11 protein-coding genes are annotated in these 13,402 nt (G+C 63.7%); 2 read left to right on the top strand and 9 right to left on the bottom strand.

Annotation, left to right across the window (positions count from 1 at the left end; translation table 11 throughout):
- Window positions 1-149: 149 nt before the first annotated feature.
- From O4H31_RS16095 to O4H31_RS16080, 4 genes are all read right to left on the bottom strand, one after another.
- On the bottom strand, window positions 150-956 hold the full coding sequence (locus tag O4H31_RS16095; protein ID WP_269347425.1) for an ABC transporter permease: 807 nt from the start codon (window positions 954-956) through the stop codon (window positions 150-152).
- Window positions 949-1,716 (bottom strand): ABC transporter ATP-binding protein, encoded by a 768-nt coding sequence (locus tag O4H31_RS16090; RefSeq protein ID WP_269347423.1) that lies wholly within the window; start codon window positions 1,714-1,716, stop codon window positions 949-951. Before O4H31_RS16090 ends, O4H31_RS16095 begins: the two co-directional genes overlap by 8 nt.
- Before the next feature lie 81 nt (window positions 1,717-1,797).
- A complete protein-coding gene (locus O4H31_RS16085; RefSeq protein WP_269347421.1) occupies window positions 1,798-3,057 on the bottom strand; it encodes a cation:proton antiporter in 1,260 nt (419 codons plus the stop codon).
- 177 nt (window positions 3,058-3,234) lie between these two features.
- Window positions 3,235-4,254, bottom strand: a complete 1,020-nt coding sequence (locus tag O4H31_RS16080) for an ABC transporter substrate-binding protein (RefSeq protein ID WP_269347419.1) — start codon at window positions 4,252-4,254, stop codon at window positions 3,235-3,237.
- A gap of 122 nt (window positions 4,255-4,376) precedes the next feature.
- Between O4H31_RS16080 and O4H31_RS16075 the strand changes: the two genes are divergently transcribed.
- Together O4H31_RS16075 and rpe are read left to right on the top strand one after the other, a co-directional pair.
- A complete protein-coding gene (locus O4H31_RS16075; RefSeq protein ID WP_269347417.1) occupies window positions 4,377-7,583 on the top strand; it encodes a 4Fe-4S double cluster binding domain-containing protein in 3,207 nt (1,068 codons plus the stop codon).
- A 63-nt stretch (window positions 7,584-7,646) separates the two neighbouring features.
- Entirely contained in the window at window positions 7,647-8,336 is a 690-nt protein-coding gene (gene rpe, locus O4H31_RS16070) for a ribulose-phosphate 3-epimerase (protein ID WP_259982738.1), read from the top strand.
- Window positions 8,337-8,363: 27 nt separating this feature from the next.
- Here rpe and O4H31_RS16065 read toward each other — a convergent pair whose 3' ends face one another.
- From O4H31_RS16065 to O4H31_RS16045, 5 genes are read right to left on the bottom strand one after another with little or no spacing between them, the layout of a single operon-like run.
- Window positions 8,364-9,866, bottom strand: a complete 1,503-nt coding sequence (locus tag O4H31_RS16065; RefSeq protein ID WP_269347412.1) for a class I adenylate-forming enzyme family protein — start codon at window positions 9,864-9,866, stop codon at window positions 8,364-8,366.
- 53 nt (window positions 9,867-9,919) lie between these two features.
- On the bottom strand, window positions 9,920-10,687 hold the full coding sequence (locus tag O4H31_RS16060; RefSeq protein ID WP_269347410.1) for an oxepin-CoA hydrolase, alternative type: 768 nt from the start codon (window positions 10,685-10,687) through the stop codon (window positions 9,920-9,922).
- On the bottom strand, window positions 10,684-11,091 hold the full coding sequence (locus O4H31_RS16055; protein WP_269347408.1) for a PaaI family thioesterase: 408 nt from the start codon (window positions 11,089-11,091) through the stop codon (window positions 10,684-10,686). The genes O4H31_RS16060 and O4H31_RS16055 overlap by 4 nt, the downstream gene beginning before the upstream one ends.
- Window positions 11,072-12,205, bottom strand: coding sequence for an acyl-CoA dehydrogenase family protein (locus O4H31_RS16050; protein ID WP_269347406.1), 1,134 nt, complete (start codon window positions 12,203-12,205; stop codon window positions 11,072-11,074). Before O4H31_RS16050 ends, O4H31_RS16055 begins: the two co-directional genes overlap by 20 nt.
- Entirely contained in the window at window positions 12,202-13,401 is a 1,200-nt protein-coding gene (locus O4H31_RS16045) for an acyl-CoA dehydrogenase family protein (protein WP_269347404.1), read from the bottom strand. The genes O4H31_RS16050 and O4H31_RS16045 overlap by 4 nt, the downstream gene beginning before the upstream one ends.
- Window position 13,402 lies beyond the last annotated feature (1 nt).

Here is a 13,402-nt window from a genome sequence, read left to right as displayed (position 1 = left end):
ATATGGGCGCACCTTTGGTGCGACCGGGTAGGCGATTTGGTGAGGCTGGGCGTGCCCTCTCGGACCGCACATCAAAGCCGAGAAATAAAGTGAGACCAATTTACGTCAGATCGCCGACCCGCGGTCAGGCGCTGACCCTTCCGAAACCCTCAGACCCGCCAGCTCAGAACGCGCCGCTCCACAAAGGCCACCACCGAAGACACCGCCACGCCCAGCAGCGACAGGATCACCACACCCGCAAACAACCGCTCCAGATCATACAGACTCCCCGCCTGCAAAATATACGCTCCGATCCCATATTCCGCGCCCAGCATCTCAGCCGCCACCAACAGGATAATCGCAATCGTCAGCGAAATCCGCAGCCCCGACAGGATCCCCGGCATCGCCCCCGGCACCACAATTTTCGAGACAATCGACCACCACCCCAAACCAAAGCTCTGCCCCATGCGGATCAACACCCGGTCCACGTTGTCCACCGCCGCATAGGTGGCGACAACGGTGGGCGTGAAAGTGCCAAAGGCGATCAGCGCGTATTTACTCGCCTCATCAATGCCAAACCAAATCACAAACAGCGGCAACAGCGCGATCTTGGGGATGGGGAAAATCGCCGCCACCAGCGGCACCAGCCCCGCGCGTGCCAAGGAAAATAGCCCGATCAGCACCCCAATCCCGATGCCCAGCGAGGCACCGATCAGCGCGCCTACGGCCAGTCGGGTCAGCGAGGGGCCGAGGTGTTTGAACAGCATCCCCGACTGGTAAAGCTCTTGAAATGTCAGCAGCACATCGCTGGGCCGCGGCAGCGTCAGGGCCGAGATAAAGCCGCTGCGCCTGCCCCATTCCGCAAGCAGGATCAGCACCACGAAGACCGCAAGCCCCACGCCCCGCCGCGTGCCGGGCTGGAAACCACCGCCGCGAAAGGTGACTTCGCGGGCATTTGCATCTGTCATCTCAGCCATCGATCAACTCCGCATCCGCCGCCGCGGCCTCATCTCGCATCAAGCCCCAAAGGTGCTGTTGCTGCGCCTCCAATACCGGGTCGCCGTGGCGCCGCTCGGCCAAGGGCATGTCTAGGTTCACCACCTCGCGCAGCTCGCCCGGACGGCGCGAGAGCACCACGATCTTATGCCCCAGCCGCACCGCTTCGGCGAGGTTGTGGGTTACATATACCGCCGTAAACGGCTGCCGCGTCCAGAGCGCCACAAGGTCGTCCATCAGCAATTCGCGGGTCTGACTGTCGAGCGCGCTCAGCGGCTCGTCCATCAGCATCACCGCCGGATTCACCGCCAGCGCCCGGGCAATCGCCACGCGCTGCTTCATGCCGCCCGAAAGCTGTTTGGGCAGCGCATCTGCAAAATCGGTCAACTTGGTCCGCGCCAGCACATCAGCGATGATCGCCTCACGCTGCGCTTTGCCCAGCCCGTGATCCTCAAGCACCAGCGCCACATTGCCGCGCACCGTGCGCCACGGCAGCAGGGCGAAATCCTGAAAAATATAGGTGAGCGGGTTCAGACATCCCTCAGGCACTTCGCCCATTTGCAACACGCGGCCTTCGCTGGGCCGCTCCAACCCGCCGAGCATGCGCAGCAGGGTAGACTTGCCACAGCCAGAGGGGCCAACGATGCAAACGATCTGGCCAGAGGGAATGTCGAGCGTGATATCACGCAGCACTTGGGTATCGCCATAGTAATGGCTGACGGAGGAAAGCTTGAGGTCCATGCCGCCCTTTTTCAGCAAAAACGCCGCGCGTGCAATGTGCGATCCGCATACCAGGACAGCCGCTCTGCGCCAGAGGCGCGCTTAAGGCTGCTCACCCTCTTTACGGCTCAGCCCGTCCACCGCGATCCCGGCGGTAAACCCATGCACCAAGGTCGACACGAGGATCGCAAAACCCACCATCGCCCAAAGCGGCTCTTCGTCCAGAAACTCCACCTTCCCCGCCGCATAGGCAAGGTAGTAGATCGACCCGATCCCCCGGATGCCATAAAGCGCCACGACCCAGCGGGGGCGGGCTTCAAGCGGCGATCCCAAAAGCGCCACCCACGCCGCCAAAGGGCGTACGACAAAGATCAATGCCAGCACGATCACCGCACCGGCGAGGGTCAGATCACTCAGCAAGGCAGGCAGCACCGCCCCAATCGCCACCAGCAAAAGCGCCGTCAGCGCGTGTTCAACGGCGGCGGTAAAGTCATGCAAGCGGCGGTGGAATTCGTGGTCTGCCTCAACCCGCCGGATCACCAGACCGGCCACTGCCACGGCGATGAAACCATAGCCTTCGACCAATTCCGTGGTGCCATAGCACAAGAGCACACCGGCCAAGGCCACCACGCCCGAGGAGGTCTCGGCCAGAACCGCCTTGCGCGGGACGACGAACAAGACCTGCCCCAAGGCCCAACCGCCCGCCGCGCCCATCGCGGTGCCCACAGCGATGCGCCAAAAGACATCGCGCGCCAGCCACTCCACACCCCAAGCCGCCGGGGCCAAGCCCTCGGCTGCGACCAAAATCCCAAGATAGACAAAGGGAAAGGCCAATCCATCATTCAGCGCCGCCTCGGTCGTCAGCGCAAAACGCACCGGATGCTCTCCGCCCTCATGCGGCGGGCCGACCTGCACATCGGCCGCGAGAACCGGATCGGTCGGAGCCATCACCGCGCCCAGCAAAATCGCCCCGGCTGCGGTCATCCCGGCAAAGGCCCAGCCCATCACGGCGACCGACAGGATCGTCAGCGGCATGGTCAGTGCCAACAACCGCGCCGTTGGCCCCCAGCGGGACCAATCAGAAAGCCTATCGATCCGCAGCCCCGTCGCGAAGAGCGCGACGATCACGCAAAGCTCCGACACGATCTCCCATGGAAAGGGGGTGGCGCGCGGGTCAGGAAAACTCGGCATGCCGGGAACAAGGGCGAAAACGGCCATGCCCAAAAGGATCAGCAGTCCCGAGGCCGCAGGCTCTCGCCGACTGAAAAAGCGGGGCAGCCAATGGGCAAGGATAACCACGGCGCCGACGGCCCCCAAGGCGAAATGATAGCCGTTCAGGGCGAAAAAACTGCCGTCGCTCACTGCATATTCCCGTTTTATGGTCAGGGGCTTGGCCCCGTATCAACACCAAAGGTATCTTGGTGCGGCTGCATTGCCAGTGATGCCTGCCGGAAATCCCAACCTGCGGGAGCAAAAGGTAAAGGCGCGCCCGAGGGGAACGCGCCTTTACAAAGCAATCATATCACGCAAGCAACGCGCTTAGCTGCCCATCGTCTCGACATAAGAAGTGTCGATCAGCGTCTCCAGCGTGATGTCGGCATCGACCAGCCCTTCGGACTGGAACCACTCCAACTGGTCGCGCACGGAGGCGACGTTCAACTTGGCACCTTCGTTCAGGCGCATGGTGCCGTTGATGATCGACGGAGCAGCCTTGTCGCGCGGGCGGTCGGTGTAGACATATTTATGGATCAGGTCGACCATCTCATCCACGCCCGCATCGCCGTCCTCCTTGGCGATCATCGCGGCGTTGTAATCGGCCACGCCCTTGGAATAACCGGCGAGGAAATTCTGAGTCATTTCCTGCTCATCACTGGCATTCTTGGTCGAGGTAAAAACCGTGGTCACCTGATAATCCGGCAGATAGGTCGCCACATCGCCGATGATATGCACGGCACCCGACCCGGCCAACGGCTTGGCGATATGCGGCACGATAGACCACGCATCAATCTGGCCTGACTTCAGCGCGCCGATCACCGCGCCGACCTTTTGCAGCGGCTTGAACTTCAGCTCAATCCCCTCCGCCTCGGCCATTTTGGAGCCCATGTAGTGGAAGGACGATCCCGCCTGCGTCATGCCAAAGCTTTTGCCATCCAACATGCCCGGCGCTGTGATGCCCGCTTGATAAGCCGCGTCGGAGACGAGGAACTTCTGTCCATCGATGCCCGGCTCTTCTTGCAGACCGCCACCGATAACCTTGACCGCGCCCTTTTGCGCCAGCGACACCAAGCCGCCGGAAATCGCGGTGATCGCATAGTCCACATCGCCGCTGGCAATCGCCACGGCCATCGGCTGCGCGGCCTCGAAAAAGCGCAGTTCGACGTCCAGCCCGGCCTCTTTAAAATAGCCCCGCTCAAAGCCGACAAAGCTGCCCGCGTGGCTGGTGAAACGCAGCGCGCCTACGGTGATCTTGCGGTTCTGCGCCAGTGCCGGAGCTGCCAGCCCCACAGCGGTTGCGGCGCCCAAGGTTGCGATGGCCTGACGGCGGTTGAACAGGGTCATAATCTCACTCCTCCAATTTTGCCGCAGCATGGTCGGCGGCCAGACCGAAAGTCAAGCGAGAGCGCCCTCAGTGGCCACAACCGGGACTGGCATATCATTTCAAAGCGTGGCATCGATTTGCCATGAAGCTCTTTTCATCCAAGTCCCGCCCCATGCACCTCGGCCCCTTCCCGTTGGAGCGGCTGCGCCGGTTGCATGCCCCCCATGACCAACTGCCGGACGCGCCCATGCCGGTGTTACGGTTTGAGCGGCCCGAGACGCCGCAGAGCATCTGCAACGCCATGGCGCCCTTTCAGGCGATGATGGACGTGCTTCGGGATGGGCCGATCAACACCGCAGGCGCGGTGATCCCCGCCAGCCCGGTGGAACGCGCCAACCACCTCAAATCTTTCGGTTATTACAACGATGCCTCGATGATGGGCATCTGCGCCCTTCCGCAAGAGGTACGGCTGCCCACCCCGCGCCGAAGCGAGGGCACCGCGCAGCTGGCCGATGACCTGCGCAACCGCCAGACCAAGACGCTCGCTGCCGGGGTCGATGTCATCATGGCGAACCTGCGCGACGCGGTAGACGCGCCCGAAACCTTGATCGACAGTCACAGCCACGCGCTGGTGGTTCTCACCGCCTATCCCCGCGATCCGCGCAAGGATGAGCCGGGCAGTGATTGGATCATCGACGCCCAAGCCGAGCGCGCCTGCCTACGCGGGACCGAGAACGCCACGGTGCTGGCCGAATACATCCGGCAGTTGGGCTTCGCGGCCAAGGTGCACTCCGCCACCACCGCCGATGTGAACCTCGGCCAACTGGCCGTGGCGGCGGGCCTGGCGGTTTGGGAAGACGGTAGGCTGCAAGCGCCGTGGATCGGTCCACGCTTCGGGCTCGCCGTGGTGACGACTGATATGGAGCTTGCGGCTGATATGCCGCTCGCTCCGCTCTCCGAACAACCGTGGTCGGTGCTCAAAGGCCCGCATTGGCAGCTTGGCACCCACGGCGGGGTCAGCGCCCGCGATGTCGATCCTTATGCCCGACGCGACTATGCCGCAGGGCCGCATCCGTTTGAGACGCTAAAACGGGTGGACGAGCCGACCACCTATATCGACGAGCCGAACGTGCCGCGCGTGCCGAAACGCGGCGATCTTTTCGCACGCGGGCAGTTCGGCGACATGGGGCCAAAGGTGCAGAACGCCATGAAAGGCGGGCACCATGTGGTGAAATCCGCCCCCTCCGCCGCGCAGCGCCGCCTGCTGGGCGCGTTAATCCTGCTGCAAGATGGGCCAGTGAACGATGCCGCCCCTGCGATGACAGACAGCGCCCGCAATGCCGCGAACCTCAAGGCAGCGAGCTATTTTCTGGGGTCCGATGCTGCGGGCCTCTCGGCCTGCCCCGATTGGACATGGTACAGCCATGATGCCACCGGCACCCCGATCACCCCGCCGCATAACCAAGCGCTGAGCCTCATCATCGACCAAGGCTTTGACACGATGGAGGGGTCTTCGGGCGACGATTGGATCGCCGTGTCGCAATCCATGCGGGCCTATCTGCGGTTTTCAATGTTGGGCGGCGTGATGGCCCAGCACCTGCGCAACTTGGGCCACGCGGCCAAAGCGCATACGGTGATGGATGGCGACGTGCTGCAGCCGCCGCTTTTGTTGCTCGCGGGCTTGGGCGAAGTCTCTCGCATCGGCGAAGTGATCCTTAATCCCTTCCTCGGCCCGCGCCTGAAATCTGGCGTGGTCACTACCACCCTGCCCGTTGCCCATGAAAAGCCCATCGACTTTGGCCTGCAAAAGTTCTGCGAAGCCTGCAATAAATGCGCCCGCGAGTGCCCCTCGGGGGCGATCACCGCCGGGCCGAAAAAAATGTTCAACGGCTATGAAATCTGGAAATCTGACAGCCAGAAATGCGCTACCTACCGGATCACCAACCAAGGCGGCGCAATGTGCGGGCGCTGCATGAAGACCTGCCCGTGGAACCTCGAGGGGCTGTTCGCCGAAGCGCCCTTCCGCTGGGCCGCCTCCAACATCCCCGCCGCCGCACCGCTCTTGGCCAAGCTGGATGACAAGGTCGGCAAGGGCCGTCTGAACCCGGTCAAAAAGTGGTGGTGGGACATCGAACGCAAACCCTCGGGCCAGTTCGACACGCCTGCCCAGCCGGTGAACGCCCGTGACCTGCAACCCGATCTCGATCTCAAGTTCGAGGACCAAACGCTTGCCGTCTACCCCGCCCCGCTGGCCCCGCACCCTTGGCCCTACCCCGATCCGATGAACCGCGAGGCCGGGATCGCTGCCCATGCGGCCCTGCTGAGCGCCGATGAGCACCGCCGCAAGACTGCAGCGGGCGAGACCGATCACTTGCATCTTTATAAAGTCGGCAGCGACACCCCCGTGCTTGACCTGCGCATCACACAAGTCACCCACCTGAACGCGACCACAGCGCTTTATGACATCGCCCACCCCGAAGGCCACGACCTGCCCGCATGGACCGCTGGCGCGCATCTCGATCTGGTCGTCGCCCCCGAATTCCTGCGCCCCTATTCCCTGCTGGGTGATCCGAGTGATCGCAAACGCTATCGCATCGCGGTACTGCGCGAGGACGCGGGCCGGGGCGGATCAGCCCTGCTCCACCGGGTCTTCACCAAGGGGCGGCGGATCTTTGTCGGAAAGCCGGTGAACCATTTTGAACTGGTCGAGGACGCGCCGCATAGCCTGCTCATGGGCGGCGGCATCGGCATCACGCCGATGATCGCTTTTGCGCACCGGCTGCACGCCCTTGGGCGGCCCTTTGATCTGCATTATTCTGCTTCCAACCGCGAAGCCGCCGCCTTTGCCGAGGAACTCGCGCAGGCTCCTTGGGCCGACCGGGTGCACCTGCATATCTCGGCTGAGAGCACCCGCGCCGACCTACCCGCCATCATGGAACGCAGCGCACCGGGCGCCCATGTCTACACCTGCGGCGCGGACGCCTACATGCAATCGGTCATGGCCGCCGCCGAGGCCGCTGGCATCCCCGAAGACGCGCGGCATCTGGAATATTTCTCAACCCCCGAGGTGCCGGATTACGTCAATCACCCCTTCACGCTGAAACTCAGCTCTGGCCGTGAAATCGCCGTCTCTGCCGAGGAAACAGCCGCCGACGCGCTGATCGCGGCGGGGGTGCCGGTGGATCTGAAATGCAGCGATGGTATCTGCGGCGTCTGTAAATGCGGCCTGCGCGGCGGCGCGGTCGAACACCGCGACTTCGTGCTCTCGGCCAAGCAGCGCGAAGGCGCGATCATCCTCTGCCAGTCCCGCGCGGCAGAGGCAGGCGGTGTGCTGGAACTCGACCTCTAACCCCTTTCGCAAAAAGCGCGCAGCCGTTAAGAGAAGCCAACCTCTGCAACAAAGGGCTGCCCCATGACATTCGACCGTTCGATCAAGATCGCCCCCTCCATCCTTGCCGCCGATTTCGCCAACTTCGGCGCCGAATGCGAAGCCATCGAGGCGCAAGGCGCGGACTGGGTGCATGTGGATGTGATGGACGGGCATTTCGTGCCCAACATCACCTTCGGCCCCGCCACCTGCGCGGCGATCCGGCCCCACATCAAGGGCGTGATGGACGTGCATCTGATGATCGCCCCGGTCGATCCCTATATCGAAGCCTTCGCCAAGGCGGGCGCCGATGTGATCACCGCCCATGTCGAGGCTACCCCCCATATCCATCGCACGCTTCAGGCGATCCGCGGCGCGGGCGCGAAGGCGGGAGTGGCACTCAACCCCGGCACGCCAGCCAGCGCGGTGGCCGAACTGCTCGACATGGTCGACCTGATCTGTGTGATGACCGTGAACCCCGGCTTCGGCGGGCAGAAGTTCATCGACATGACAGCCAAAATCCGCGAGCTGCGCGCGATGATCGGCGACCGGCCCGTGCATATTGAGATCGACGGCGGCGTCGACCCCAAGACCGCGCCGCTGGTGGCGCAGGCCGGAGCAGATGTGCTGGTGGCGGGCTCCGCCGTCTTCAAGGGCGGATCGGTCAGCGACCCTGCGCCCTACGGCGAGAACATCCGCGCGATCCGCGCCGCCGCCGAAGGCACCTATGTTTGATCTGGCCGGGCGCGGTTCAAGTCGCGCCTAGCCCTCCAGCCGGTCGGCAAAGGTCGTCAGCAGACGATGTTTCAGGATCTTGCCCGTGGGTGCAGCGGGCAGGTCCGTGGCCACAATGATCTGCGCGGGCCGCTTGTAGCCGGTCAACCGCTCTTTGACGAAACTGCGCAACTCCTCTGCGGTCACCTCGTCCCCCGGTGCCACCTGCACGAAGGCCAGCACCTCTTCGTCGCCTTCGCGCCGCCGTCCGACCACGGCCGATTGCACCACGCGCGGGTGATCGTTCAACGCGGCTTCGACCTCGGGCGGATAAACGTTGAAACCGCCGTGAATGATCAATTCCTTGCTGCGCCCGAGGATGTGCAACCGCCCATTCTCATCGAGCTTGCCCAGATCGCCGGTGTGCAGCCAGCCCTCGGCGTCGATGGCTTTGTCGGTCTCGGTCGGGTTGCGGTAGTAGCCTTTCATCACATGCGGGCCGCGCACCAGCACTTCACCCTCGCCCGCGCCATTGCCGCCGGGGGCTTGGTCGTCGATCTTGCATTCGGTGCCCGGCGTGACCGGTCCGACCGACGTATCGGGCGAGCCAAGCGCGTTGGTGGTGGCCGAGGCGCCCGAGCATGTCTCGGTCATGCCAAAGCCGTTTTGCAGCGGCAGTTCATAAAACGCCTCGGCCTTGCGTTTCCACGCCGGGTCCAGCGGTGCGCCGCCTGATGAAACATAGCGCAGCTTGGGGCTTTCCAGTTTGGGCATCCCGCGCTCGCGCGAGTACTGCATCACCAGCGCGTGCATCTGCGGCACAGCGGGAAGGATCGTCACGTCTTCGTGGGTCGCCGCGTGGAGCTTCGCCGCCGAGAAACGCGACTCCTGCCGCACCTTTGCCCCCGCGCTCACTGCCGCCATCAAGACAGACACCAGACCGAAAACATGGGTCATCGGCAAGACGCCATAGACCACATCACCCGGCACCATCTGTCGCAGGTCCGCCGAGGCCCGCGCGCCAAAGCGCAGGTTGGAATGGGTCAGCATCACGCCCTTGGGGTCGCCCGTGGTGCCGGTGGTATAGAGCAGCACGGCCACGTCATGCAGATCAGCATCGGGACTGCTGGGGAGCGGTGTGGCAAGGTGCAGGCTGCCGAAAGCGCCCGAGACCTCACGTGCGTTCAGCCGCGCCGCGTGGGCCGCCGCTTCGGGCGAGACATCGCAGGTCAGCAGCACCGCCGCCGGGGTGGCGTGATCGATGATGCGGGTGACTTCGGCTTCGGTCTGGCGGGCATTGACGGGGATCGCCACCGCGTCCAACTCCCACGCGGCATAGAGCGAGGCCACCGCCGCAACACAGTTTTCCACCATCAAAAGCACGCGGTCGCCCGCCTGCACACCCGCGCTGCGCAACTCAGCGGCCAAAGCCACGCGCGCACGGTCCAGATCGGCGTAGCTCCACGCGGCACCGCTGGCATCGCTCAGCGCGGGTGCCTCTGGTCGGGTCGCCAATTGCTCAGCTAGAAAATCCTGTACCCTGGCATTCATGGGTGTCTCCTCCTGCCTATCTGCGACCCCCTCCTCCGAGTGCCGCCGCCCGGCTAAAACCGGGGCTTTCGTTTTTCTAAAAAGGCCGCGATCCCTTCGGCGGCCTCATCCCCGCCAGCGGCGTGGGCCATGGCGTTGCGTTCGGCATCAAGTTGATCGGCCTCTTCGGCCTCATAGGCCTGCGCCACCAACTGCCGGATCGCGCCTTGGGCGGCACGCGGCCCGGCGGCGAGCGTATCGGCCAGCATCAGCGCCTCGTCCAAGGCTTTGCCATTGGCGCAGATGCGGTTCACCGCGCCGAGTTCAGCAAAGCGCATCGCCATGACGGGACGGCCCAGAAGGCACATCTCCATCGCCAAGGGCCGCGGCAACAGCCGGGCAAGCGACGCGGTAAGCCCCGCGTCAGGCACCAACCCGGCCTTCACATAGGCGGCAGTAAACTGCGCCTCTTCGCAAGCCACGATCATGTCGCAGACCAGCGCCAGAGACAGGCCCGCCCCGGCAGCGCCACCTTCGATGGCGGCGATGACAGGCACCGGGCAAGCACGCATGGCGCGGACCAGATTATGCAGACCGTCCACCCGCTCGCGGCGTTCGGCCTCGGTCAATTTGCGGCGTTCGATCAGCACGTTAAGGTCGCCCCCCGCACAGAAAAAGCGCCCCTCAGAAGTGAGGATCACCGCGCGGATGCGCGGGTCTTCGGCCATGCGCATCGCCTCTGCAATCGCTTCATAAAGCTCTGGCGTCAGCGCCCCGCGTTTCTCGGCATTGCCGTTCCAGACGATCAACCGATCGCCGCGGTCTTCAATCCGTGCGCTCATGTTTTAGCCCTTTTGAAAACGCCCGTCGCACGCGACAGCAGCTTGCCCTCGGCATCATGCAACTGCGCCTCGGCATAGAGGATTTTGTACCCCCCGCCCGTGACACGCCCCGTGGCAACGACTTTGCCCTCGCGCACCGCCAAGATGTAATCGGTGGTCAGCGACAGGGTCAGCATCGGCACGAAAGGCCCGCTCATCGCGCAGTGCCGCGCACAGGCAAAGCCCGTGGCCACATCCAATAGCAGCGTATGCAAGCCGCCGTGCAGCACGCCCGAGACATTCAGGTGCTGTGGGCCGATATCGAGCGTCACGCGGGTGCTGCCATCGGGGTTCGACAGGTCGGGTTGAAACCCGATCAGCTGTTGAACCCCGCTGGTCGGTGCCTCATGCGGCGGATAGTGCAATGAACCGCTCCAAATGATGGTCAGTGTCGCCAAAGCGGTGGTCCGCCATGGTGATGCGTTTGGCGATATGCGCGAGTTCATACTCCTGCGTCATGGCGATGCCACCATGCATTTGGATCGTGTCTTCGGCCACCAGACGGCCCACGCGGCCCATCAGGTTCTTTGCGGCTGAGACGTGACGCTCGCGGCTGGCGCGGTCGTCGGCCAGATGGCCTGCGGCATTAATCACGGCAGAGCGCGCCTGTTCGAGGTCAATCAGCAGGTCCGACATGCGGTGCGCCAGCGCTTGGAAGCTGCCAATCGGGCGGCCGAACTGCTTGCGCGTGCCGAGGTATTCGCGGGTCAGATCGCAGGCGGTTTCCATCGCGCCCAGCGTTTCCGCGCAGAGTGCAGTTGTCGCCACGGCCACACGGGCCTCGATGGCGTCAAACGCCTTGCCAGCCTCGCCCAAGCGGGCGCTTTCGGGCAGAGTCACATCGTCCAGCGTGACTTCGGCGGCGCGGCCACCGGCCAGCAGGGCGTAGCCCGTGACGGTGAGCCCTTTGGTATCCGCTGGCACAAGGAACAGCGAAATGCCCGCCTGATCGCCAGCCTCTCCGCTTTCGCGGGCAGAGACGACGAGCATGTCGGCAGCCTCCGCATTGGCGACGACGGCTTTGCGACCATTCAACACGATGTCCCCGCCGTTTTGCGACGCGGTGGTGGTGACGCGCTCAAGGTCATAGCGGCTGGTCGGCTCGCCATGGGCAAAGGCCAGTTGCAACATGCCGCCGATCAGCGCCTCAATATGCTCCTGCTGCGTTTCACTGCCAAGATCGGCAATCAAGCCGCCAGCCAGAACGGCGCTGTCGAGCAGCGGCTCGACCACACCGGCGCGGCCCAGTTCTTCGAACACGGTGGTCACGTCGAAACCCGCGCCACCAAAGCCGCCCTGCTCTTCGGTGAACAGCGCGCCGATGACGCCCAATTCGGCCAAGCCGTTCCAGATATCAGCAGAAAAGCCTGCTTCGCTTTCCAGAATGCCGTTGCGCGTGGCGGTGTCGTACTTATCCCGCAGGAAACGGCGCAGGCTGTCTTGCAGCATCTGGCGTTCTTCGGTCAGGTCGAAATTCATTTTGCACCTCCCAGCGTTGTCTTGGCGATGATCTGCCGTTGGATTTCGTTAGAGCCGCCAAAGATCGACAGCTTACGGTTGTTGAAATACTGCGCGGCCACCGGGCCGGCCTCGTTCGGATCGGGCAGCGCGTCGTTGCTGCCTGCCACCGCTTCCGAGGCGAAGGGCATCGCATAGACGCCAGCCGCACGGCGCGCCAGATCGTTGATTTCCTGACGGATAATCGTGCCTTTGACCTTGAGCATGGAGCTTTCCACACCCGGTGCCTGCCCTGCGGCGGCCTTGGAGATGATGCGCAGGTTGGTCGTGGCCATCGCCATCAGATCAATCTCCGCCTGCGCCACACGGGCGGCGAAATGCGGGTTCTCGATCAGCGGGCGGCCCCCGGCCATTTCGGATTTGGCAATGCGTTTGACGGCCGACAGGCCCGCTTGGGAGAAGCCGACACCGGCGATATTGGTGCGCTCATGGGTCAGCAGGTACTTGGCGTAGGTCCAGCCCTTGTTCTCTTCGCCCACAAGGTTCTCGGCGGGCACTTTCACGTTGTCAAAGAAGACCTCGTTCACCTCGGCGCCGCCATCCAGCAGGATGATCGGGCGCACGGTGATACCGGGCGTTTCCATGTCGATCAGCAGGAAGGAGATGCCCTCTTGCTGTTTCACGTCCTTGTCTGTGCGCACGAGGCAGAAGATCATGTTGGCGTGCTGGCCCAGCGTGGTCCATGTCTTCTGGCCGTTGACGATGTAATGGTCGCCGTCCTTCACCGCGGTGGTCTTGAGCGAGGCGAGGTCCGACCCGGCGCCCGGCTCGGAATAACCCTGACACCACCAGTCTTCGCCCGATAGGATGCGCGGCAGCCAGTAGTCCTGCTGCTCTTTCGAGCCAAATTTCTGCAGCACGGGGGCCAGCATCGACAGGCCAAAGGGCACGATGCGCGGGGCGTGATGGGCGGCGGCTTCTTCCTCGAAGATGTGGCGCTGGACGGCGTTCCACGCCGCCCCGCCGAACTCCTTGGGCCAGTTGGTCGCCAGCCAGCCTTGGTCGTTCAAGATCGCGTGCCAGCGCTCGTGGTCATCCTTCGAAAGCTCCTGCCCGCGGCGCACCTTTTCAGAAAGCTCCTTGGGCAGTTTCTCGGCGAGGAATTGACGCACCTCCTCACGGAAGGCGCGTTCTTCGTCTGTATAGCTCAGGTCCATC

The organism is Sulfitobacter dubius (assembly GCF_027214245.1).
Classification (GTDB): domain Bacteria; phylum Pseudomonadota; class Alphaproteobacteria; order Rhodobacterales; family Rhodobacteraceae; genus Sulfitobacter; species Sulfitobacter dubius_A.
The sequence above is the reverse complement of the archived record's forward strand: the minus strand, read 5'-3'. Positions and strand labels throughout refer to the sequence as shown.

What these genes read in the sequence shown, in the direction of transcription:
- O4H31_RS16095 (WP_269347425.1), bottom strand. Translation starts at nt 956, where the DNA reads ATGGCTGAGATGACAGATGCAAATGCCCGCGAAGTCACCTTTCGCGGC.
- O4H31_RS16090 (WP_269347423.1), bottom strand. Translation starts at nt 1,716, where the DNA reads ATGGACCTCAAGCTTTCCTCCGTCAGCCATTACTATGGCGATACCCAA.
- O4H31_RS16080 (WP_269347419.1), bottom strand. Translation starts at nt 4,254, where the DNA reads ATGACCCTGTTCAACCGCCGTCAGGCCATCGCAACCTTGGGCGCCGCA.
- O4H31_RS16075 (WP_269347417.1), top strand. Translation starts at nt 4,377, where the DNA reads ATGAAGCTCTTTTCATCCAAGTCCCGCCCCATGCACCTCGGCCCCTTC.
- rpe (WP_259982738.1), top strand. Translation starts at nt 7,647, where the DNA reads ATGACATTCGACCGTTCGATCAAGATCGCCCCCTCCATCCTTGCCGCC.
- O4H31_RS16065 (WP_269347412.1), bottom strand. Translation starts at nt 9,866, where the DNA reads ATGAATGCCAGGGTACAGGATTTTCTAGCTGAGCAATTGGCGACCCGA.
- O4H31_RS16060 (WP_269347410.1), bottom strand. Translation starts at nt 10,687, where the DNA reads ATGAGCGCACGGATTGAAGACCGCGGCGATCGGTTGATCGTCTGGAAC.
- O4H31_RS16050 (WP_269347406.1), bottom strand. Translation starts at nt 12,205, where the DNA reads ATGAATTTCGACCTGACCGAAGAACGCCAGATGCTGCAAGACAGCCTG.
- O4H31_RS16045 (WP_269347404.1), bottom strand. Translation starts at nt 13,401, where the DNA reads ATGGACCTGAGCTATACAGACGAAGAACGCGCCTTCCGTGAGGAGGTG.